The organism is Loigolactobacillus bifermentans DSM 20003, from assembly GCF_001434575.1.
Taxonomy (GTDB): Bacteria; Bacillota; Bacilli; order Lactobacillales; family Lactobacillaceae; genus Loigolactobacillus; species Loigolactobacillus bifermentans.
On the sequence record NZ_AZDA01000138.1, the window covers coordinates 1 to 21,795 of the forward strand.

A 21,795-nucleotide genomic window follows, 5' to 3' on the forward strand; every position below is an offset into this window, starting at 1 on the left:
AGGACAAACGTTAAAAATACCGTCGCTGTAGTTCAGATGGCCCACGTTTATATCCACACCAGTTACCTGTCCTGTTTTAGGCTTGGACGCAATTTCAGCAACTTCAAACGGTAAGCTTGCCCAATAGGTACCATTCTCACGATAAATGGAGACTACTTTTAAAGTACCAATCAAATGGCGAATACCACGAAACGGAATATCATGCCAGATTTTTGTACCTTGTGGCTTATCTAAACGCAAGCGACCATTAACAATTTTGGCACGATCCGTTTTAAAACCCTGACGCGGTGCTTTTTTGGATTTGAAATGTGGTTTCCCCCAGTCTGGCAGGGACTGATCAAAAAAGTTTTGCCAAGCCTTGCCTAAGTCAGTGATAGCTAACTGTAAACAGCGCGCTGACAACTGATATTGCCAGTCTTGCTTATTTGCGACTAACTCGTCACGCACTTTACGCGCAGTTGGGCACAATTTCTTATCAGCCATGATTTGCGAACTATCGTACATTGCATTCCAAGTGGCTAGACCTTGGTTCCAGCAATAACGGCGATAATCACAGAGTTGCGCTAAAACACGGCGCATGGTGGCATTCGGATATAATTTAACTTTTACTGTTCGAATCATATGAATCCCCCCTCTTGTGATTAGCTTCACCATACAGGGTTTTAATGAAAAGGTCTACTGTTCTGCTATTTTATTTTTTGAGTGTCATTCATATCTACATTTTTAAACTGATCTCTATGAAGGACATATTTCGGCTTAATTCGATGTTATGCTATGTTTTCGTTAACAGCTATCATATCCTAGTGAAACGGTTTGGCCGTTTTTGTTCTAGTAAAACATATTGTGTCACCAAGATTGGTTGAATACAATAGGCATATCAAAATATGAATGGAGCGATTCACATGGCAAAAAACATGCCAGTTCGTGTAATGGATCAACCGCAAGATTATCTCCGGATGGGGACTAAACAAGGTGTGATTGAAGCTTGGGAAGACGGTAAGCGTGACGACGATCGCGCCGGTGTTTACGAATGGTGGTATTTCGATATGATCTTGGATGACGGCTCTAAGGCTGTTGTTCACTTCAACACCAAAGATAATAAAACAATCGGTAAGGATGGAACGATTCCGTCGGTTGTACTCAAAATCACAGCGCCTGATGGCACTGAATATAAGGATAACGTGGTCTTGGACAAGTCCGCTGCCAAGTTTGGTAAAGATGGTTGTGACGTTGAGTTCGGGCCGCATAGCGTTCACGGCGATTTGAAAGAATACCAGATTCACGTAGCGCAAACAGGCGGTGTCAACGGCACTGATGGTGCAGGCGGCACTGGCGAGGCATCTAACGTCGGGGCTAACTTGACGCTAACAAACACTTCAAAACCTTGGCGTCCAGGGGCTGGTGGCTTTACGTTCGGTGAAGATGAGGCCGGCTACTTCACTTGGCTGTGTGCCGTACCTCGCGGGAAGGTCAATGGAACGCTGTTTTATAAAGGCGAAGAACACGCTGTGACTGGTGCAGGCTACCATGATCATCAGTGGGGCAATATGGCACACAATACCACTTGGGATCACTGGCTGTGGGGCCGCCAAGACTTCGGCGACTACACAATGTTGGTTTTCGACATTGGCACACAGAAAAAGTTTGGCTACAAGCGTCTGCCGATGATGTTCCTGCAAGACAACGAGGGCAATCTGTTGATAGAAGATCTGAATGATCCGAAGTGCAAGTTTGTTGAAGAATATCAAGAAAAGTTGTCTGGTAAGATGTACCCAAAGACGATCCAGTACCAGTTTACCCAAGGCGACAAGTCTGTTAGTTACAACATTGCGCAGCAATACGAGTTGGAATCCCGTGATGCGGCATCCGGATTGCCTAAACTGATTGTTTCAGCTATGAAGCTCAAGGGTTTACGGCCGTCGACTACTCGGAACTTCGCAACTGGCACGATGACCTATGAAGACGGCACAACGCAAGTAACGCGCACCGGAGATATGATTTACGAGTTTGTCTACATGGGTTTGACCGTTAAGGAAAAGATGGTGCACCGCTAGTTTGCCTTATACGTATTGGGGATGCAAAAATGCAAGCATTGATTGATACACAGACAGGAACGCTTGAAGCCTTGAAAGTGCAGACCGTGGCTACACCGCAGCCTAAGAAAAATCAGGTACAGATTGCCGTGCGCGCGTGTGCACTCAACATTGGTGACTACCAGCGATTCATCATGAAGAACAACCGGATTCCACTTGCCACGAAAGTCACCAACAAACTTATGGGTTATGTCGGTAAGCCATTAGGCGCGGAAGTAGCTGGGGTGGTGACTGCAGTCGGTGCGGCTGTTACGCAATTCAAGGTAGGCGTGGCGGTATTCGGCAAAACGGCGGGCACAGCGCCGACTGGCGGCTTGGCCGAATATGCGATTTTGAATCAAGGCGAGGTTTATCAAAAGCCTACCAACCTGACTTTTGAAGAGGCTAGTTGCATCTCGATTTCGTTTGAAACGGCGCTGGGTGCAGTCCGCAAGGCCAGCGTCAAGTCGGGCCAAACCGTGATGGTTTACGGTGCGTCTGGCGGCGTGGGTTTATATGTGGTGCAATTGGCTAATGCGGCTGGTGCCACAGTCATCGGCGTGTGCAGCACACGCAACTTGGCACTAGCAAAGGCGTCTGGATGTGCGCAGGTCATCGACTACAAAACGCAAGATTTCACGAAGTGTCTCACTAGGTTTGATGCGATTCTTGGTATTAACGGGTACAATCCGATGCGGAAATACAAGCCCTTGTTGAAGCCCCATGGAATCTTCGTGGGGGGTGGGTGACACGAAGCAAGGCATGAAAGCGATGCTGGCTAGTTTGACCACCAAGCAATTCACGTTTTTCATTGGCCCGGCCATGCCGCAGAAGGACTACCTGAAAGTCGGCAAGAGGCTGGCCGAAGCAGGGAAGTTGATACCGCACATCGATGACATTTTCTCCGTCCAGGATACGGCGAAGGCAATCGCATATGCAATTGAGGCTCATCCTCAAGGCAAATTGGTGATTAAGACAGATTTTTAACTTAAACGATATGCACCTAAAAAAATACCAGTATCTCTTGTGTAAGGTTGCTGGTATTTTTGTTTTGTGAAAAATAAATTATATTACTTGGCGGTTTGGTCTCACTGCTACCAATGGTAATTTTAATAACACAAATGAGCGCTTTGATTCTTTTTAGTGTATAGCGGGATAGACGATAAAAAGCCAGCTAATCTGATCTAATGATTAAGATAGCCGACTTTTTAGGTTGCCTATTTTGTTCTGTAAAACCTGATCCATTCGCGTTTCTTATTTTTAACCCACTCATCAAATGGCATCAAATCATTCATAAATTTATGAGGCGGTCTACCTGGCCTAGAAAGTAGCTTCGTTAATAAAGAAGACAGTGGTAAGAATATAAATTTCAATGGTGCAAGGCCAGGATTGGTGCGAATTATTTTGTAATTGTTAAGTATGACAAAGTGACCTAAAACCACACTTCAGGGCGCGGGCACCTTAAAAAGATAGCCCAAACGACGCACGGTGGTCAATAATTGCGGTTGTTTTGGATTTTGCTCGATCGCATGTCGTAATTTACTGATTTGGGTATCGATGATCCGTAATGTGGTCGGTTCGGTTGTGCCCCAAACTGCGGCTGCCAGTTGGACACGAGAAATCAACCGATTGGGATGCGTCATAAAGAACAGTAGTAGGTGCAGATGCGTGGCACTTAAATGATGCGTTTCATGATGGTGAGTCACTTGGCAGGTATTGAGATTTAAGGTGAGGGTGGCAACGGTGAGTAAGTCAGGTGTTTGAGATTGCAAGCACGGCAGTTGTAACTGCTGATAACACCAAATCCGTTGGTCTAAACGGGCCAAGATACTCAGTGCGTCAGGGTGAACTAAATAATCATCAAAGTGGTTAACTGAAAAATAGCGGTTGATCGTTGCGGCAGCTTGAGGGCGACGGTTGATCAAAATAATTGGTCCCATGACTTGACTGCGAAGTAAATGGGCAGTTGTGGGATTTAAAGGGGTGACGGTTAGATCCCAGATCACACCTGAAACTTGCGGTAACAAATAAATCGGTAATGTTTGGGCAGTATAGAGGTGATAGGTTTGAGGTGCCATCAGGCGCAGCAGCTGGTGACTCAGTTGTTCATGTTCAGTGATCAATAAAATATTAACAGTCATTCGAGCACTTCCTTTAAGTGTGTGCAAGGGTTGCATCAGCCTTTATTGATGTTATCTCATAAAAAATGTTGCTTGGCATAAAGTTTACGTGATTTTTACATAAGCAAAACAAGTTCTTTACACCGAACGTTTATCTTAAAGGTGTACCAAAAATAAAAGCAAATCATGCACACAGTTATCCGAGGAGGAAATATGATGAAAAAAGGCAAAATCTTTTCAGCTTTAATCGCGGTTACGATAACAGGTGGGTTATTAGCAAGCTGCGGGTCGAGCAATGCCAAAAATGCGTCATCAGCAAAGGCCAGTCCTACCAAAATCACGGCTGTTGGTTCAACTGCGCTTCAGCCGTTGGTTGAACAGGCAGCCAAAGATTATCAAAATAAGCACAGCAATGTGACGATCAACGTACAAGGTGGGGGCTCGGGGACGGGGCTTAGCCAAATTCAAAGTGGTGCCGTCACTATTGGTAATTCTGATATTTTTGCGGCGCAACAAACTGGGATCACAGCCAGTAAGTTAGTGGATCATCGCGTTGCGGTGGTTGGGATGACCCCGGTTGTCAATCGTGATGTGACCGTTAAAAATTTAACGATGGCACAGTTAAAGGCGATTTTTACAGGGAAAGTCACGAATTGGAAGCAAGTTGGTGGTAAAGATGAAAAAATCAATGTTGTCAATCGGGCGCAAGGGAGTGGCACGCGGGCAACGTTTGAGGCAGCTGTTTTAAAAGGTGCTAAAGCGTTGAAAGCACAAGAGCAAGATTCGAATGGGACGGTTCAAAAAATTGTCAGCAGTACGCCGGGAACCATTAGCTACTTAGCCTTTTCTTATGTGAACAAAAACATTAAGGCCTTAAGTATTGATAACGTTAAACCGACGGCAACCAATGTGACGACGAATAAATGGCAAATTTGGTCTTACGAGCATATGTATACCAAAGGCCAACCGAATGCGGCAACACAGAAATTTTTAAACTATATTGATTCAAAGCAGGTTCAAAACGGGTTGGTTCAAAAATTAGGTTATATTAGCGTACATGATATGCAAGTGACTAAAAACGCCGCTGGAACCGTTAAGCAGCAGTAAAACGCTGGAACAGGCCGCAGAGCGCGGCCTGTTTAACGCTTTGGGAAAGGATCAACGTTATGGATCGCATGAAGCAAAACTTACATCAGGCGTCTAAAGCGTCTTATCAAGATTATTTTGGCAAATCAATCAGCTTATTTTGCGCCAGTTTGGTTGGAATGCTGGTCGTTGCAATTTTGTACTTTGTGATGACACGTGGGCTAGCAACATTTACGCAAAATCATATTTCGTTGCGATCATTTCTACTCGGGCAAACTTGGAATCCCACTCAAATTGGTGCAAATGGTCAACCCGAAGTCGGCGCATTACCCATGATCGTCACCTCGTTAGCCGTGACATTATTGGCGGCGTTATTGGCGACGCCTTTTGCAGTCGGCGTTGCATTATTTGTGACTGAAATTGCGCCGCGGCGTGGTGGGCAATTACTACAGCCGATGATTGAATTATTAGTGGGCATCCCATCTGTCGTTTATGGGTTCATTGGTCTTTCGGCATTGGTCCCACTGATGCGCCATTTATTTGGCGGTACAGGCTTTGGAATTTTAACGGGGACGCTGGTTTTATTCGTCATGGTCTTGCCCACCATTACGTCACTTGCCAGTGATAGTTTGCGGGCCGTGCCGTTAGACTATCATTCAGCAGCGTTAGCGCTAGGCGCAACACGCTGGCAAATGCTGTATAAAGTGGTTTTACGCGCAGCCTTACCTGGTATTTTAACAGCCGTCATTTTTGGGATGGCCCGTGCTTTCGGTGAAGCATTAGCGGTCCAAATGGTGATTGGGAATGCGGTTTTAATGCCGAAGGGGTGGTTAACACCAACATCGACGTTGACCAGTCAGCTCACCACCGGTATTGGCAATACAACATTGGGCACGTTGCCGAACAATGTGTTGTGGTCATTGGCGTTGATCTTACTGGTCATGTCATTGTTTTTTAATAGCTTAGTGCGTTTCATTGGGAGACGGGGGCGAATGCAAAAATGAGTCGCAAAACAACGGATCGGTTGGCAACGGGGACAATTTATGCATTTGTCGGCGTGGTGGTTGCCATTTTATGTGGCTTGATCGGTTATATTTTGATCACAGGCATTCCTGATATTTCTTGGCATTTTTTAACCTCAGCGGCGACTGCGTTTACAGCTGGCGGCGGTATTCGGGATCAATTATTCAACTCGCTTTATTTGTTATTGCTCACGTTGGTGATCTCGTTTCCATTTGCTTTAGGCTGTGGGATTTATTTATCGGAATATGCGCCACAAAATTGGGTAACTGGTTTGCTTAGAATGGCAATTGAAGTCCTTAGCTCGTTACCGTCGGTGGTGGTTGGTTTATTTGGGTATTTAATTTTCGTCATTCGCTTTAATTTAGGTTTTTCAATTTTAGCGGGGGCACTGGCACTGACCTTTTTTAACCTACCAATTTTAACCCGTAGTATTGAAGAAGCATTGCAGGATGTGCCTAATTTACAACGTGAAGCAGGTGTTTCATTAGGCCTTTCTAATTGGCGGACCATTACTAAAATTGTACTCCCGATTGCATTGCCCGGGATCCTTACGGGCATTATTATCAGTGCAGGGCGGGTTTTTGGTGAAGCTGCTGCCTTGATCTATACGTCAGGACAAAGTGCGCCAACTGTAGATTATGGCAATTGGAATTTTTTAAGTGCCGATAGTTTCTTGAACCCGATGCGACCAGCTGAAACCTTGGCGGTGCATATTTGGAAAGTGAATACAGAAGGCATCACACCTGATGCCGTGGCCATTTCTGCGGGTGCATCGGCTGTATTAATCGTGATTATTTTAATCTTTAATGTTGGTGCGCGCTTTTTAGGTCAGCGCTTGTATCAGCATTTAACAGCCAGCAAATCTAAATAAGAAAGGTTAGGTTGGATGCAAACTTATCAATATGATCAAACCAATATTTGTCAGCCAACGTTAGCGCCTGCGTTAGCCACCCGTGAATTAGAAGTGTTTTATGGTGACAAACAGGCGCTTTTTAAAGGCAGTTTGCAGTTTCCAAAGCACCGGATTACAGCGCTGATCGGTGCTTCTGGTTCGGGTAAGTCGACCTTTTTACGCTGTTTAAATCGGATGAACGATCGGGTAGCAACCGTCAAGGGACGTATTCTCTACCATGATACGGATATTAATCAGCGTCAGATCAATGTTTATCAGGTCCGGCGTCAGATCAGCATGGTTTTTCAACGGCCGAATCCGTTTGCAAAATCAATTCGAGAAAATATCGCGTTTGCATTAAAACAACAGGGACTGCACGATCGGGCCCAATTGGCAGCGCGGGTGGAAACCAGTTTAAAGGCCGCTGCTTTATGGGACGAAGTGAAAGATGAATTGGATCAAAGTGCACTGGCCTTATCTGGTGGGCAACAGCAGCGTTTGTGTATTGCCCGGTGCTTGGCATTAGCACCTGATATTTTATTACTTGATGAACCTGCCAGTGCCTTGGATCCGATTTCCACTGCTAAAATTGAAGCCACTTTAGCAGCGTTGCGCCACGACTATACCATTATTATTGTGACCCATAATATGCAACAAGCGTCACGCATCGCAGATTACACTGCTTTTTTCCATTTAGGGCATATTTTGGAATATTCTGAAACGGAAGCTTTATTCACACGGCCGCAAATTAAGGTGACTGAGGATTATATTTCTGGCAATTTTGGATAAGAAAGGAAGCATCCTATGACAGCAATTATGACCAGCACTGACGTTCATCTGGCTTATGGTGCGAAGGAGGCGTTGCATGGGTTTGACCTTAGCTTTAAACAGCATGAGATCTCAGCCTTAATTGGGCCATCTGGTTGCGGCAAATCAACTTATTTACGTTGCTTAAATCGGATGAATGATCTGTTACCGGATGTGACGATCACTGGCACGTTTAAACTTGGGGCCCAAGATATTTATGCCGCCAAAGTAGATGTGGTGACCTTACGCCAACGAGTGGGGATGGTTTTTCAGCAGCCAAACCCATTTCCATTTAGTGTTTATGAAAATGTGGCATTTGGTTTGAATGTTGTGGGGCATTACGCTAAAGCTGACCTCGATCAACGAGTGGAAACCAGTTTAAAACAGGCTGCTGTTTGGGATGAGGTCAAAGATCATCTCACTGAAAATGCCCGCACCTTTTCCGGTGGCCAACAGCAGCGGATCTGTTTAGCACGTGTATTGGCTGCCCAACCAGAGGTGATCTTGCTAGATGAACCAACCAGTGCCTTGGATCCAATTTCAAGCGCCAAAATTGAGCAAACTTTACTGACACTAAAGGCTAACTATTCGATTATTATTGTGACCCATAATTTGCAGCAGGCCGCGCGCATTTCAGATCAAACGGCTTTTTTCTTAAACGGTCAGCTTGTCGAAAATACGCCGACACAACAAATTTTTATTAAGCCACAACAAAAAACAACCAGTGATTACTTAAATGGTAAATTTGGTTAGGAAAGAAGCGCTTAAAATGAGAGCAGTATTCGATCGCAAATTAAATCAATTGCGACAGTCTTTTGAAGCCATGGGATTAGCGGTTAATCAACAGATCCAAGCGGCGACACAAGCCTTTATTGATCATGATAAAGCAGCTGCCCAGTTGCTGATTGATGCCGATCAAGCAACCAACACAGCAGAAGTGAATTTGGAACAGCAGGCCTTAGAATTGATCGTGTTACAACAGCCAGTGGCCAATGACTTTCGGACGATTATTAGTATTTTAAAGGCCAGCTCAGATTTAGAGCGCATTGGTGATCATGCTGTCAACATTGCGCGGGAAACGATTAACGTTAAAGGGAATACACGCTTGCCGGAGGTTGAAGCTAAAATTGCGGTGATGGCTGGCAAAGTACGCACCATGTTGATCCAAATGTTAAAAGCAGATCTGAGCTTAGATGCCACTGCAGCGCGTAACTGTGCGCAACAAGATCGGTTGATTGATCAGCTTTATCAAGCCATTCGTCAAGAAATTGTATTGGCCAATCAAGCCACACCCGCAGCGAGCTTGGCCAGTACCAGTTATTTGCTGGTGATTCGGTTACTGGAACGGATCGGGGATCACGTTGTCAATTTAGCAGAATGGATCGTTTACAGTGTTAGCGGTGAAATTGTTGATTTGACGTAACGTAATTGAAGCAGTGCCTAAGGCCGATAACGTGTCAATAAAAAGGGGATTGATGATGTGATCGTGACGTCAAACCAAGTTCACCCTTGATTTTGAAAAAATAATGATGGTTTAAGTGATTGTGTCCTATCAGGGAGTTGAAAGCGCTTATTGTAAACTGCCTGATATTCTGATTAAATGAAAGATACAGTTGACCGTTATGAATTGCAATCAGAAAGCGAGGCGGCTTTTGATGACCAGTGACGTCAGACGAGATCCATTACAGGATGAATTATTAACACCAGAGAATGCTGTTTTGACCCTTATCGATTATCAACCGATGCAGATCAATGCCATTAATTCGATTGCCCATGCGACATTGATTAAAAATACGCAGGCTTTGATCAATTTAATGCAGGCCTTTAAAGTCCCCATTATTTTATCTACGGTGAATGTGGCGACTAGCCAAAATGAGGATACGATTCCGGCACTTAAACGCCTATTGCCGGATATACCAAGTTATGATCGCACTTCAATTAATGCTTGGGAAGATGTGGCTTACCAACAGGCTGTGAAAGCCACTGGCAGACGCAAGATTGTGATTGGTGCGTTGTGGACGGAGGCTTGTATGGCTTTTCCAACGTTAGATGCACTGGCAGCAGGGTTTGACGTTTTCCCTGTGGTTGATGCGATTGGTGGCACTTCCACGTTGGCACATGAAACAGCGTTACGACGGGTGGAACAAGCGGGGGCACAACTAACAACTTTGGCCCAGCTAGGTTGCGAGTTACAACGTGATTGGAACCGACACGCAACAGCCCGTGATTTTGTTAGAGTCATGCGTGAAGCCCGTATTTTTGTTGATTTTCATGGTTAAATGATAGTAAAACGTTTTGACAAGTTCGGCGCTTGTCAAAACGTTTTTTTAGAGAATGGAGTTGTAAGCGAATTCAATAAAGCGGTATATTTAAGGTGATGATTATTGAGGGAGGCATCGCCATGTTATTGGAGACGATTCAAGGGCCAGCTGCATTAAGAAAATTGTCGTTAACTGCGCTAACGCAGTTAGCACAAGAAATTCGCACGGTTTTGTTGCAAAAATTAAGCATCACAGGTGGTCATACAGGGCCTAATTTAGGTGTGGTGGAATTAACGATTGCGCTCCATACGGTTTTTGAGACGCCAATAGACCAGTTGATTTTTGATGTGTCACATCAAGCTTATGTTCATAAAATGTTAACAGGCCGGGCGCAAGCATTTATCGATCCGGCACATTATGCGGATGTTTCTGGCTTTACAGATCCGCAGGAAAGTCTCTATGATCTATTTGCAGTTGGTCATACTTCAACGTCGCTAGCCCTAGCAAGTGGTGTGGCCAAAGCACGTGATCTGCAAGCCGAACATTATAATGTGGTCGCGGTGATCGGTGATGGTGCCTTGTCTGGTGGGTTGGCCTATGAAGGGTTAAATAATATTGTGGCGCAGGGCACCAATACCATTGTGATCGTGAATGATAATGAGCGTTCTATTGCTGAAAACCACGGCGGTTTGTATGGTAATTTGCAGGCATTGCGTGTGACTCAGGGGCAAGCACCAAATAACTTTTTTAAGGCACTGGGGTTCGACTACCATTATTTGGAAGCTGGTAACGACTTGGCAGCGTTGATACCTGCTTTGCAACAAATCAAAGATACACCGCGGCCGGTGTTGTTACATGTGCATACCCAAAAGGGGAAAGGTTATGCCCTTGCAGAGCAGCAACCCGAAAAATTTCATCATGGTGGACCTTTTGATTTGGCAACTGGGGCTGCCTTAGCGCCTAAACCAGCGCTAACCTATAGCAGTTTAACCGCTGATTTTATGTTGCAAAAAATGGCGCAAGATCCTAAGGTCGTTGCTTTAAATGCAGGGGCACCGATGCTGTTATTTACCCCAGCGCAACGGCGTCAGGCAGGCGCACAATTTGTCGATGTTGGGATTGCAGAACAGCAGGCAGCAACGATGACCACTGGGCTAGCACGAAATGGAGCCAAGCCCGTTTGGGCAGTGCTGTCTTCTTTTATGCAACGCAGTTTTGATCAAATTTCTCATGATCTGGCACTGAATGACTTACCTGGTACGATTTTGGTTTACGGGGCATCGGTTCATGGTAAAAATGAACAAAGTCACTTAGGTATTTTTGATATTCCTTTTTTAAGCCATATTCCGAATCTGATTTATTTAGCCCCGACCACGCAACATGAGTATTTGGCGATGTTGGATTGGGCCATTGATCAAACTGGGCATCCAGTTGCCATTCGTGTGCCAGTTGGTCCGGTAATTGCTGGACCCATAGATGAAACCGACTATCAGGCTGGTCTGAAAAATCAGATCACCCAGCAAGGCACACAAGTGGCCCTGTTCGGGGTTGGTAATTTTTACCAGCTTGCAGTTGCTGTTGCACAAGCATTGTTTGATCAAGCCGGCATTCGGCCGACGGTGATCAATCCTAAATTGATCTCAGATGTGGATGCCACCATACTCTCTCAGTTACCAGCACAGCATCAGTTAGTGGTGACTTTGGAAGACGGTATTTTGTCCGGCGGCTATGGGCAAATGGTTGCCAGTTATTTAGGGAATGTGCCCATCAAGGTCCAAAATTATGGTTTGGCAAAAACGTTCCCAGATCGGTTTGATGCCGAGCAATTGTTGGCGGCACAAGGGCTAACGGTTCCGAATATTGTTCAGCACATTTTAGCAGCACTGTAATCGGTTTATCTAAAATTAAAACGATTTCAGCTTAAAAAAGCATTGATTTTCATTTCATTCCGTACTATAACAGATATTAAACTCAAAAATGTTCGCTAAATCACCAGTTTAACGAACTAACCTTATATCCTAATGACGGATGGAAATGGAGCAGATCATGCAAGCTGTTGAATTATGTTTAACCCATGCCCAAGTTTTAAATGTTTTCACACGGCAATTTGAACGGAAAAATGTTGGTATCTCAGGTGGTCAAATTATCACGGTGACGTCAGACATGATCCAAGCACAAACTTATCGTGATTTAACTGGTCAGTATTTGGTACCTGGTCTGATCGATGCCCATGTCCATATTGAAAGTGCCATGGTTACACCTAGTGAATTAAGCAAAGCGTTGTTGCTAGATGGTGTGACATCAATTGTAGCGGATCCTCATGAAATCGCCAATGTGACAGGTTTGCAAGGCATGACCTATATGTTGGCTGATGCTGCTCAGGCACAATTAGGCATTTATTATATGGCCCCGTCGACCGTTCCTTGTACGCCGATGTCGCATAATGGTGCAACGTTAACGGCAGCAGATCTTAAGCCGTTGTATCAACATAAGCAGGTGATCGGGTTGTCAGAAGTGATGGATTATCCTGCTGTTGCGCAACAGTCACCTGATATGATGCAAAAATTACAGGATGTCTTGCAACAACCAGGCGGGCATGCGGACGGCCACGGGGCGGGCTTAACCGCTGAGCAACTAGAAGTCTATCGGCGAGCTGGCATTACCACGGACCATGAATGTACCACACCGGCGGAAACGCTTGATCGAATCAATGCCGGGATGTTTGTTTTTTTACGTGAAGGTTCTGTTGAACGTGATTTAGAAAATACCATTGGTGTGGTGACGGAAGCAAATGCCGCACGCTTTGCATTTTGTACCGATGATAAATTAATCAATGACGTTATGCGTGAAGGCTCGATCGACCATTGTGTTCGGTTGGCCATTAAAGCCGGCTTGAATCCCGGTACGGCGTACACCATGGCCAGTTATAACGCCGCACAGGCCCATCATCTTGATCAGTTAGGTGCGATTGCGGCTGGGTTTCAAGCAGATCTTGTGGTGATCTCTGATTTAGCTCAAGTTCAGGTTCAGGCCGTCTTAAAAGCCGGCCGTTGGCTTAAACCGGCAACAACGCACCCAGTCGCCTTTACTGAAAATACAGTGCATCAGCATTTTCAATTAGCTGATTTAAAATTGCCACTGGCCAGTTCAATCTGCCATGTGATCGGGATCAAACCGAATCATATTGAAACAGCACATTTAATCCGCAAAGTACCTGTGGTGGCAGGGGCCTTTACAGCTGATACGACACAAGATATTTTAAAAATCGTCGTGATTGAACGCCATCGTGGCTTAGGGTGCTACGGGCTCGGCCTAGTGCACGGTTTTAACATTAAAAATGGTGCCGTTGCAACAACGATTGCGCATGATGATCATAATTTAGTTGCAGTTGGAACTGACGATATTGCGATCAATACAGCCATTAATCATGTTACGGCTTGTGGTGGTGGGATTGCGGTAGCACAAGCTGACCATGTGCTAAGTGAATTGCCATTACCAGTAGCAGGGTTAATGTCGTTAGCACCTTATCAACAGGTAGCCCAAGCGTTGGATGACATTGCACAGGCTTATCAGACTATTTGTGGGGGCCAACAAGTGACCTTTAACCCGTTCATTACATTGTCATTTCTGACATTACCGGTGATTCCCACCATTAAAATAACGGATCAAGGACTTTATGATTTTGAACAAAATCGCTTTATTTCAGTAGTGGTACACTAAAAAAGCGGTTCACAGTTTTTTAAGCTGTGAGCCGTTTTTTTGGTGGGGTTATTGAAATAAGTGGCGATAAGCGCCATAACCGGCTGTTTCCAGCTCAGCGACTGGCACAAAGCGTAACGCTGCAGAATTAATACAATAGCGTAAACCACCTTGGTCAGTTGGGCCATCGGGGAAAACGTGGCCCAAGTGGGATTGAGCTTTGGGACTGCGAACCTCTGTCCGTGGTAAGCGCAGTTGATGGTCTTGATATTCAGCTAGTTTGGTGATGGGCCTGGTAAAAGAAGGCCAACCACAACCAGCATCGTATTTATCCAGGGATGAAAAAAGGGGCTCACCACTGACGACATCCACATAAAGCCCAGGCTGATCAAATTGATCGTACGTACCACTAAACGGATGCTCAGTGGCAGCGTGTTGGGTCACGTTGTATTGCAGTGGTGTTAAACGTTTCTTCTCTGCTTTAAAGGATTGCATCAAATCACCTCGACTGGAGCATAACACGAATTTATATTTGACACAATTGAATTGCTTGCATCAAAACGGCTTAAAGCGTCTCAAAAATCATAAAAAGAGTCGTGTAATATTGAATAATGCCTGATAATATCATGTTTTAAGGGCCTGGCGTTTATTTTGTCGCTTGACCATAAATTGGATACGCAAAATTGAAAGGCCGCTTAGCAAAAATCTATGCTTTTAGAACAACAGCTTCAATCAGATTATATTTTGGTGACAGAATAAGAGCGGCGTGACCTGGCAAAGCAAGTGCAGTAAAGGATACTAAAATAGCAATCAAGTGGGAAAGGTCCGCTTGATCGCTATTTTAGCTTTGGAAAATCAGTTTTATTTTGCACAGCTGCTAATTGGCGCTGTTGTTGACGTCATTAAAAGTGTCGTCCCAGAATATCAAGACTACGCCGTTGACCGTCCATTAACGCTACATCTGGTAAATGTCCCCAAGTTTCAAAGCCGTTTTTCTTGAACAAGCCCTGACTAGGCGTATTGTGATGAAAGACAAAGGCGACTAAAGTGTCGATGTCCAATGCTTTAAGCTGGCTAAAAACAAAGTCCAATGCGTGTTGACCAAGCCCTTGATGCCGATAGTGTTCATCAATATAAATGCTGATCTCAGTTGTTTTGTAGTAGGCTGGACGCCCGTAAAAAGATTCTAAACTGACCCAGCCTGCAATTTTATCATGGTCTTTCATCAGCCAAATCGGACGTGTTTTAGGATCAAACTGTTCAAACCAGGCTTGCCGTGAAGCAACAGATACTGGTTCTAGATCCGCGGTTGCCAGGCGACTGGGAATGATTTGGTTATAAATAGCGACAATTGCGGGGAGGTCAGATTGTGTGGCGTCATCATAGTGAATGCTCATGTTAGAAAATCTCACTTTCAAATCGTTTTATTTATCATACACCCAATTGTTAAAAAAAACTATGTGCCATTGGGATGTGAGTTTGGACCGATTTTTAGGGAAAACTTATCCTCTCAATACAAGCTATTACGCTACAATAAAAAGCATGACACAAAAGATAAACGGGGTGTGATCGTGAAAAAAATTGTCTATTTGATAATGCTCTTGACTGGTATTTTAGTCGGAACGATTGTCGCCCGGCCCGTTCATGCAGCGACGGTGAATACGCCAGTGACCCTATATTTACATGGTCATCATGGTGGTCCAAATTCAATGATGGCTTTAATGGCCAGCGCTGAAGCCGCTGAGCATGCGCATACGGTAGTCACTGCAACGGTTGCGCCAAATGGTGCCGTTAGGTTAACGGGGGATTGGCCAGTAAATACACGGCGACCTTTAGTGAAGGTTGTTTTTGAAAATAATCAAACCTTGAATTATGACTTGATCAGTTCTTGGCTGCGCAATGTGTTGGTGGCACTGCAGCAGAAATATCAGGTTCATCAATTTAATATTGTTGCCCATTCTTTAGGCAACGCGGCTGTGTTATTTTATGAACTCCACCATAGTGCGGACCCTCATTTACCGCGGCTTGATAAATATGTGGCCATTGCAGGAAATTTCGATGGCATTCCTGGTCAGCATCGCGATCAACACCCGAACCACACACAACCAAATGGTAAACCAGCGTGGCAAGCGCCGCCTTATCGGCAGGCTTTGGCACTGCGGCATCGTCTTTCTTTGGCACATACAGATGTGCTGAATATTTACGGTGATTGGGATCGTCAGCAACATTCAGATGGTAAAATTTTAAACGCCAGTTCACGCGCGTTGAAACAAGTGTTAGGCAATAAAGTGCATTCTTATCGGGCAATGCGGTTTGTCGGTTGGCAAACACAGCATTCACAGTTACGATTGAATCCGCGGGTTGCCATGGCAGTTGATCAGTTTTTATGGCCAACCCATTCGTAAATTGCATCACAAGCAATTGCTAAATCAAAAAATGCAAAGACAAGCTCAATATTTTTTATAAATTACTATGATGGGCTTTAATTTTAAGCGAAATAACAGAATAGACCTTAAAATAGCTTTTATTTTTAAATCAATAAGTCCGATATTAAAGCTGATTCCTGATGCTGAATTTCACAAAGAAGCGTATATTGAACAAATTATCGTAGATAACTCAAATTACGATGTTATGATGTTGAATTATTGAAAACGTTTTTAATGCTGACACGACAGTGATATGCTAACATACAACGCATGCAATCGTTCTGACTTGAATTATTTGTGAAAAGCAATTATATTGAAACCGTAAAACGCTAACATAAAAACTGAAAGAGGTCTTTTGATATGAAAGCTGCAGTGGTAAGGGATGCCGTAGATGGCTATGTTGATATCGTTGACAAGACACTTCGTTCACTTGAATTTGGTGAAGCATTAGTTGATGTTGAGTATTGTGGATTGTGCCATACTGATCTACACGTGACTGGCGGCGATTATGGGAAATTTCCAGGCCGTATCATCGGTCATGAAGGGGTCGGAATCGTTAGCAAACTTGGCCCAGGTGTGACAGCATTAAAAGTCGGAGATCGCGTTTCAATTGCGTGGTTTTATGGTGGATGCGGTCACTGCGAGTATTGTTTGACAGGACGTGAAACGCTTTGCCGGAACGTCCGTAATTCTGGTTTCACTGTGGATGGTGCAATGGCCCAACAAGTGATCGTTGATGCGAATTATGCCGTTAAAGTACCGGATGGCTTGGATCCTGTTCAAGCGACATCGTTAACCTGTGCAGGCGTAACGATGTATAAAGCGTTGATCACGGGCCATACGAAGCCTGGTCAATGGGTGTCAATTGTTGGCGCAGGCGGCCTAGGAAATATTGCCATTCAATATGCCAAAAACGTTTTTGGTGCGCATGTTGTCGTTGTAGATGGGAATGAAGATAAGCTAGCTGCTGCTAAAGCGATGGGAGCCGATGTGCTGATCAACCGGCATAAAGGGCACGTCGCTGAACAAATCCAGGAAATTGTTGGTGGGGTCCACAATGCCCAAGTCACATCAGTGAGTACAGATGCCTTTAATCAGGCTGTTAATTCATTGCGTCCAGGGGGCACGCTCGTCGCAGTTGCCTTACCTGTCGGTGATATGTCACTTAATATTGGTAAAACGGTACTCGAAGGGATTCAGGTAGCAGGCTCGTTAGTTGGCACGCGGCAAGATTTGACAGAGGCCTTTCAGTTTGGGGCAGAAGGTAAAGTCCATCCAATTGTTCATACCCGTAAACTAAGTGAAGTTAATGATATTATTAATGAAATGAAGGCCGGCAAAATTGTTGGCCGTGAAGTGGTCGACATGTCGCTTTAGAAAAACAGAATTTTGTGAAAGAAGTCCAAAAGGAGTAACCACTACTTTTGGACTTCTTTTTAGGTTGTACTTTGATCAATTGTGAACTTGCACCCTAAATCAGGCCAATTAGACATGTGATTTTTTTGTTAAAAGTTCATTTTTGCTGTACATTAATATCTTTTAGGTCATGCCAAATTGTTTGATAAAGGGCGTCACTTTCAATAATATATGATTTTAATGAGAACAATCGTAACTCGTTTCTCTGCAATTGATAAGCGTTATCAATTGTTTTTTTACTTTAAATTTATATTTAATGCTGTTATAAAGCAACATGACGTATTTTAAATGTCGCTAATCATATCTGGAAACACGATCAAACTAGCTTTTGAGAAATAAATTACAAAATAACCAAAAAATGACTATACAAATTATTTGCGAAAGCGCTATAATGAACTTGCGTTATAAAATAATTACTGTTGTTTATCATGTTTCAATAGGATGAATAGTCAGTAATCGATAGTGAGAAAGGTGATTCAAATGACATTAGCCAAAATTGTTTATGCAAGTATGACGGGTAACACAGAAGGTATCTCTGAAATTCTTGAAGAAAAATTGAAAGCTGCTGGCTTAGACGTTGAACGGATCGAAGCGGACGACGCAGACAGCGATGTTTTTGAAGACGCTGATATTGCAATTGTAGCAACTTATACTTACGGTGATGGTGAAGTACCTGATGAACTCGAAGATTTCCATGACGATTTATCAGATGAAGACCTTGCTGGCAAGATTTATGGGGTTGTTGGCAGTGGCGATGAAGAAATGTATCCAGACGCTTTCTGTAAAGCAGCTGATCTGTTTGAAGAAGCATTTGAAGCTACTGGTGCTAAAAAAGGCAGCGCAACCGTAAAAATCAATAATGATGCCGAAGATGAAGATGTCGAGAACCTACAAAAGTTTGTTGACGAAATCGCAAAAGCTTAATCATTAAACAGCATTAGGATTCCAAAAATAGGGCAAAACCATTATAGAACTTTTTAATGAAAGCGCTATAATTATGTTGTATTATAAATCAATTACTTTTATTCATTGCATTGTGAACTTTTTAAGACTATTCAGATACATAGTCGGAAAGGTAAGGATGATTTAAATGACGTTAGCCAAAATTGTTTATGCAAGTATGACAGGTAACACTGAAGGCATCTCTGAAATTCTTGAAGAAAAGCTGAAAGCTGCTGGCTTAGATGTTGAGCGCATCGAAGCCGATGATGCGGAAAGCGATGTTTTTGCAGATGCTGACATTGCAATCGTAGCCACTTACACTTATGGCGATGGTGAAGTGCCCGATGAACTTGAAGATTTTCATGATGATCTATCAGATGAAGACCTTGCTGGCAAGATTTACGGTGTTGTTGGCAGTGGCGATGAAGAAATGTACCCAGATGCTTTCTGTAAGGCAGCTGATCTGTTTGAAGAAGCATTTGAAGCCACTGGTGCTAAAAAAGGCAGCGCAACTGTTAAAATCAATAACGATGCCGAAGATGAAGATGTTGAGAACCTACAAAAGTTTGTTGACGAAGTTGTCAAGGCTTAATTGTTTTGCGGATTGATTAATTAGGGATACACGATTTTATTTTATATAAATATAAGGATGTGTAAGAAAAAATGAGTAAAACAAAAACAATGGATGGTAACACAGCCGCAGCTTATATCTCCTATGCGTTTACTGATGTCGCTGCCATCTACCCGATCACACCAAGTTCAACGATGGCCGAAGTTGTCGATGCTTGGGCTGATGCTGGCAAGAAGAACATTTGGGGTGAACCTGTTAAGGTCATCGAAATGCAGTCAGAAGCCGGGGCTTCAGGTACTGTCCATGGCTCATTGAAAACCGGTGCATTAACTTCAACGTACACTGCATCACAAGGTCTATTATTGATGGTTCCAAACATGTTCAAGATTGCTGGTGAATTATTACCAACAGTATTCCACGTTGCTGCACGTGCCGTTGCAACAAACGCCTTGAGTATCTTTGGTGATCACAGTGATATCATGACAACACGTTCAACTGGTTTCTGTATGTTAGGCGAAAGTACAGTCCAAGAAGTCATGGATCTTTCTGGTGTTGCGCATTTAGCCAGTATCGAAGGGAGCTTACCATTTGTAAACTTCTTTGATGGTTTCCGGACAAGTCATGAATTGCAACGTGTTGAAGTCATTGATTATGATGATTTAAAGGGTATGATCAATCAGGAAGCATTACAAAAATTCCGTGATCGTGCCATGAACCCTAATCACCCATACGTATCTGGTTCTGCTCAAAACCCAGATATTTACTTCCAATCACGTGAAACAGTTAACGCATACTACGATGCAATGCCTGCCATTGTTAAAAAGTATATGGGTAAGATCAACGAATTACGTGGGACAGACTACGACTTGACTAACTACTATGGTGATCCAGAAGCAACAGATGTTGTGATTGCAATGGGTTCTGTTGCACCAACTGCACGTCAAGCTGTTGATTACTTGAATGCACAAGGTCGTAAGACTGGTTTCATTACAATTCATTTGTATCGTCCATTCCCAGCTGAAGACTTATTGGCTAAGTTGCCTAAGACCGTTAAAAACGTTGCTGTGCTTGATCGGACTAAGGAACCAGGCGCAGATGGCGAACCATTATTAATGGATGTTCAAAGTGTGCTTTATCGCCATGAAAATCGTCCAGTTGTGATTGGCGGTCGTTACGGGATTGGTTCTAAGAACGTCACACCTGATCAAATCGTTTCAGTATTTGATGAGTTAGACAAACCAGCTGCTGATATGAAGCAACGCTTCACTGTTGGTATCGTGGATGATGTCACACACTTATCCTTACCAAAACATGAAATGCTTGATTTAACACCTAGTGACATCTTCCAAGCTAAGTTCTGGGGCTTCGGTTCAGATGGTACTGTTGGTGCCAACAAGCAAGCAATCAAGATCATTGGTGATCATACTGGTCAATATGCACAAGCATACTTCGCTTATGATTCTAAGAAGTCTAGTGGCCTGACTGTTTCTCATTTACGTTTCGGTCACCAACCAATTGAATCAACTTACTTCGTTGAACGTCCAAACTTCGTTGGTTGCCACAACCCAGCTTATATCCATCGTTATAACTTAATTGATGGTTTACGTGATGGTGGGACTTTCTTACTGAACACTTATTGGGATGTTGAAAAGACCAAGCAATTATTACCTTCAAACTTGAAACGTTACATTGGCGAACATAACATCAAGTTCTACATCATTGATGCCTTAGCAATTTCACAGCGTAATGGTTTAGGCCGTCGGATCAATACCGTTATGTCCACTGCCTTCTTCGAAGTGACGGATATTATGGATCGTAAAGACTTCGTACCATTATTGAAAGAAGAAGTTGACATGACTTACGGTAAGAAGTCACGTTCAATCGTTGATAAGAACTGGGCTGCTATTGATGAAACCTTCGAAGGTATCAAAGAAGTTGACGTACCAGCTGACTGGGCAACCATTGAAGTCGCTGCTGACGAACCAGCTCCTAAGGACCAACCTGGCTACATCAAGAACATCTTGGAACCAATCACACGCCAAGAAGGTGACAAGTTATCTGTTGGTGATTTGATCGATAACGGTATGTTAGCTGGTCAAATGCCTTCAGGGACAGCTGCTTATGAAAAACGTGGGATTGCCCTTGAAGTACCACAATGGATCCCTGAAAACTGTACAGAATGTAACGAATGTGCTTACGTCTGCCCACATGCTGCAATCCGTCCATTCTTAGCTGATGAAGACGAAATGGCAGAAGCACCAGAAGGCTATATTGTCCGTGATATGAAGGGTGCCGATGGCTTGAAGTATCGGATCCAAGTTTCTGTTGAAGATTGTACTGGTTGTGGCTTATGCTACGAAGCCTGCCCAGCACCAACAAAAGCTTTGAAGATGGTTGACTACGCTAGCCAAAAAGAACAAAACTTGAACTGGGCTTTCGCAATGACGTTACGTCAAAAGACGAACCCAATGAAGAAGTTA

Annotated in this window: 21 protein-coding genes; 17 read left to right on the forward strand and 4 right to left on the reverse strand. The window is 43.8% G+C overall.

The features are described from left to right. Nucleotides 1–621 (reverse strand): RNA-guided endonuclease InsQ/TnpB family protein (locus tag FC07_RS14210; protein ID WP_157050173.1); only part of this gene is annotated, 621 nt, incomplete at its 3' end. 281 nt (nt 622–902) lie between these two features. On the opposite strand from FC07_RS14210, the gene FC07_RS14215 reads away from it, so the two are divergent. From FC07_RS14215 to FC07_RS14225, 3 genes are read left to right on the forward strand one after another with little or no spacing between them, the layout of a single operon-like run. Further along, nucleotides 903–2,054 (forward strand): lipocalin-like domain-containing protein, encoded by a 1,152-nt coding sequence (locus FC07_RS14215; protein ID WP_057905741.1) that lies wholly within the window; start codon nt 903–905, stop codon nt 2,052–2,054. 29 nt (nt 2,055–2,083) lie between these two features. Continuing rightward, nucleotides 2,084–2,821: an NAD(P)-dependent alcohol dehydrogenase gene (locus tag FC07_RS14220; protein ID WP_057905742.1), complete on the forward strand. Its 738-nt coding sequence runs from the start codon at nt 2,084–2,086 to the stop codon at nt 2,819–2,821. 13 nt (nt 2,822–2,834) lie between these two features. Further along, nucleotides 2,835–3,059, forward strand: coding sequence for a zinc-binding dehydrogenase (locus FC07_RS14225; protein ID WP_162255889.1), 225 nt, complete (start codon nt 2,835–2,837; stop codon nt 3,057–3,059). A gap of 458 nt (nt 3,060–3,517) precedes the next feature. Here FC07_RS14225 and FC07_RS14230 read toward each other — a convergent pair whose 3' ends face one another. Beyond that, nucleotides 3,518–4,213, reverse strand: coding sequence for a response regulator transcription factor (locus FC07_RS14230; protein WP_057905744.1), 696 nt, complete (start codon nt 4,211–4,213; stop codon nt 3,518–3,520). 195 nt (nt 4,214–4,408) lie between these two features. Between FC07_RS14230 and FC07_RS14235 the strand changes: the two genes are divergently transcribed. The 9 genes from FC07_RS14235 (at nt 4,409) to ade (ending at nt 13,981) form a co-directional block, all read left to right on the forward strand. Then, the gene (locus FC07_RS14235; protein WP_057905745.1) at nt 4,409–5,299 is read left to right on the forward strand and encodes a phosphate ABC transporter substrate-binding protein PstS family protein; all 891 of its coding nucleotides are present in this window, start codon (nt 4,409–4,411) and stop codon (nt 5,297–5,299) included. A 59-nt stretch (nt 5,300–5,358) separates the two neighbouring features. Next, nucleotides 5,359–6,282: a phosphate ABC transporter permease subunit PstC gene (gene pstC, locus FC07_RS14240; RefSeq protein WP_057905746.1), complete on the forward strand. Its 924-nt coding sequence runs from the start codon at nt 5,359–5,361 to the stop codon at nt 6,280–6,282. Then, nucleotides 6,279–7,172, forward strand: coding sequence for a phosphate ABC transporter permease PstA (pstA, locus tag FC07_RS14245; protein WP_057905747.1), 894 nt, complete (start codon nt 6,279–6,281; stop codon nt 7,170–7,172). The genes pstC and pstA overlap by 4 nt, the downstream gene beginning before the upstream one ends. A gap of 15 nt (nt 7,173–7,187) precedes the next feature. Continuing rightward, complete coding sequence (gene pstB / locus FC07_RS14250; RefSeq protein WP_057905748.1) at nt 7,188–7,982, forward strand: phosphate ABC transporter ATP-binding protein PstB; 795 nt, start codon at nt 7,188–7,190, stop codon at nt 7,980–7,982. 15 nt (nt 7,983–7,997) lie between these two features. Further along, the gene (gene pstB, locus FC07_RS14255) at nt 7,998–8,753 is read left to right on the forward strand and encodes a phosphate ABC transporter ATP-binding protein PstB (RefSeq protein ID WP_057905749.1); all 756 of its coding nucleotides are present in this window, start codon (nt 7,998–8,000) and stop codon (nt 8,751–8,753) included. 16 nt (nt 8,754–8,769) lie between these two features. Then, nucleotides 8,770–9,423: a phosphate signaling complex protein PhoU gene (gene phoU, locus FC07_RS14260; RefSeq protein WP_057905750.1), complete on the forward strand. Its 654-nt coding sequence runs from the start codon at nt 8,770–8,772 to the stop codon at nt 9,421–9,423. Between the two features lie 232 nt (nt 9,424–9,655). Then, nucleotides 9,656–10,279 (forward strand): isochorismatase family protein, encoded by a 624-nt coding sequence (locus FC07_RS14265; protein ID WP_057905751.1) that lies wholly within the window; start codon nt 9,656–9,658, stop codon nt 10,277–10,279. Nucleotides 10,280–10,401: 122 nt separating this feature from the next. Beyond that, nucleotides 10,402–12,150 carry a 1-deoxy-D-xylulose-5-phosphate synthase gene (locus FC07_RS14270; protein WP_057905752.1) on the forward strand — a complete coding sequence of 583 codons (1,749 nt, stop codon included), beginning with the start codon at nt 10,402–10,404 and terminating at the stop codon, nt 12,148–12,150. 145 nt (nt 12,151–12,295) lie between these two features. Beyond that, complete coding sequence (ade, locus tag FC07_RS14275) at nt 12,296–13,981, forward strand: adenine deaminase (protein WP_235807527.1); 1,686 nt, start codon at nt 12,296–12,298, stop codon at nt 13,979–13,981. Nucleotides 13,982–14,029: 48 nt separating this feature from the next. Here ade and msrB read toward each other — a convergent pair whose 3' ends face one another. Together msrB and FC07_RS14285 are read right to left on the reverse strand one after the other, a co-directional pair. Then, nucleotides 14,030–14,455 (reverse strand): peptide-methionine (R)-S-oxide reductase MsrB, encoded by a 426-nt coding sequence (gene msrB / locus FC07_RS14280; RefSeq protein ID WP_057905753.1) that lies wholly within the window; start codon nt 14,453–14,455, stop codon nt 14,030–14,032. A 407-nt stretch (nt 14,456–14,862) separates the two neighbouring features. Beyond that, complete coding sequence (locus tag FC07_RS14285) at nt 14,863–15,357, reverse strand: GNAT family N-acetyltransferase (RefSeq protein ID WP_057905754.1); 495 nt, start codon at nt 15,355–15,357, stop codon at nt 14,863–14,865. Between the two features lie 174 nt (nt 15,358–15,531). Between FC07_RS14285 and FC07_RS14290 the strand changes: the two genes are divergently transcribed. The 5 genes from FC07_RS14290 to nifJ all read left to right on the forward strand — a co-directional run. Continuing rightward, nucleotides 15,532–16,365 carry an alpha/beta hydrolase gene (locus tag FC07_RS14290; protein WP_057905755.1) on the forward strand — a complete coding sequence of 278 codons (834 nt, stop codon included), beginning with the start codon at nt 15,532–15,534 and terminating at the stop codon, nt 16,363–16,365. A gap of 381 nt (nt 16,366–16,746) precedes the next feature. After that, nucleotides 16,747–17,763: an alcohol dehydrogenase AdhP gene (gene adhP, locus FC07_RS14295; RefSeq protein ID WP_057905756.1), complete on the forward strand. Its 1,017-nt coding sequence runs from the start codon at nt 16,747–16,749 to the stop codon at nt 17,761–17,763. 519 nt (nt 17,764–18,282) lie between these two features. Continuing rightward, nucleotides 18,283–18,726: a flavodoxin gene (locus FC07_RS14300; RefSeq protein WP_057905757.1), complete on the forward strand. Its 444-nt coding sequence runs from the start codon at nt 18,283–18,285 to the stop codon at nt 18,724–18,726. 166 nt (nt 18,727–18,892) lie between these two features. Continuing rightward, entirely contained in the window at nt 18,893–19,336 is a 444-nt protein-coding gene (locus FC07_RS14305) for a flavodoxin (protein ID WP_057905758.1), read from the forward strand. A 71-nt stretch (nt 19,337–19,407) separates the two neighbouring features. Then, on the forward strand, nt 19,408–21,795 hold a 2,388-nt coding region (gene nifJ / locus FC07_RS14310), incomplete at its 3' end, for a pyruvate:ferredoxin (flavodoxin) oxidoreductase (RefSeq protein WP_057905759.1).

Bases quoted from the DNA above. Each gene is read 5' to 3' on its own strand.
- FC07_RS14215 (WP_057905741.1), top strand. From the start codon at position 903: ATGGCAAAAAACATGCCAGTTCGTGTAATGGATCAACCGCAAGATTAT.
- FC07_RS14220 (WP_057905742.1), top strand. From the start codon at position 2,084: ATGCAAGCATTGATTGATACACAGACAGGAACGCTTGAAGCCTTGAAA.
- FC07_RS14225 (WP_162255889.1), top strand. From the start codon at position 2,835: ATGAAAGCGATGCTGGCTAGTTTGACCACCAAGCAATTCACGTTTTTC.
- FC07_RS14230 (WP_057905744.1), bottom strand. From the start codon at position 4,213: ATGACTGTTAATATTTTATTGATCACTGAACATGAACAACTGAGTCAC.
- FC07_RS14235 (WP_057905745.1), top strand. From the start codon at position 4,409: ATGAAAAAAGGCAAAATCTTTTCAGCTTTAATCGCGGTTACGATAACA.
- pstC (WP_057905746.1), top strand. From the start codon at position 5,359: ATGGATCGCATGAAGCAAAACTTACATCAGGCGTCTAAAGCGTCTTAT.
- pstA (WP_057905747.1), top strand. From the start codon at position 6,279: ATGAGTCGCAAAACAACGGATCGGTTGGCAACGGGGACAATTTATGCA.
- pstB (WP_057905748.1), top strand. From the start codon at position 7,188: ATGCAAACTTATCAATATGATCAAACCAATATTTGTCAGCCAACGTTA.
- pstB (WP_057905749.1), top strand. From the start codon at position 7,998: ATGACAGCAATTATGACCAGCACTGACGTTCATCTGGCTTATGGTGCG.
- phoU (WP_057905750.1), top strand. From the start codon at position 8,770: ATGAGAGCAGTATTCGATCGCAAATTAAATCAATTGCGACAGTCTTTT.
- FC07_RS14265 (WP_057905751.1), top strand. From the start codon at position 9,656: ATGACCAGTGACGTCAGACGAGATCCATTACAGGATGAATTATTAACA.
- FC07_RS14270 (WP_057905752.1), top strand. From the start codon at position 10,402: ATGTTATTGGAGACGATTCAAGGGCCAGCTGCATTAAGAAAATTGTCG.
- ade (WP_235807527.1), top strand. From the start codon at position 12,296: ATGGAGCAGATCATGCAAGCTGTTGAATTATGTTTAACCCATGCCCAA.
- msrB (WP_057905753.1), bottom strand. From the start codon at position 14,455: ATGCAATCCTTTAAAGCAGAGAAGAAACGTTTAACACCACTGCAATAC.
- FC07_RS14285 (WP_057905754.1), bottom strand. From the start codon at position 15,357: ATGAGCATTCACTATGATGACGCCACACAATCTGACCTCCCCGCAATT.
- adhP (WP_057905756.1), top strand. From the start codon at position 16,747: ATGAAAGCTGCAGTGGTAAGGGATGCCGTAGATGGCTATGTTGATATC.
- FC07_RS14300 (WP_057905757.1), top strand. From the start codon at position 18,283: ATGACATTAGCCAAAATTGTTTATGCAAGTATGACGGGTAACACAGAA.
- FC07_RS14305 (WP_057905758.1), top strand. From the start codon at position 18,893: ATGACGTTAGCCAAAATTGTTTATGCAAGTATGACAGGTAACACTGAA.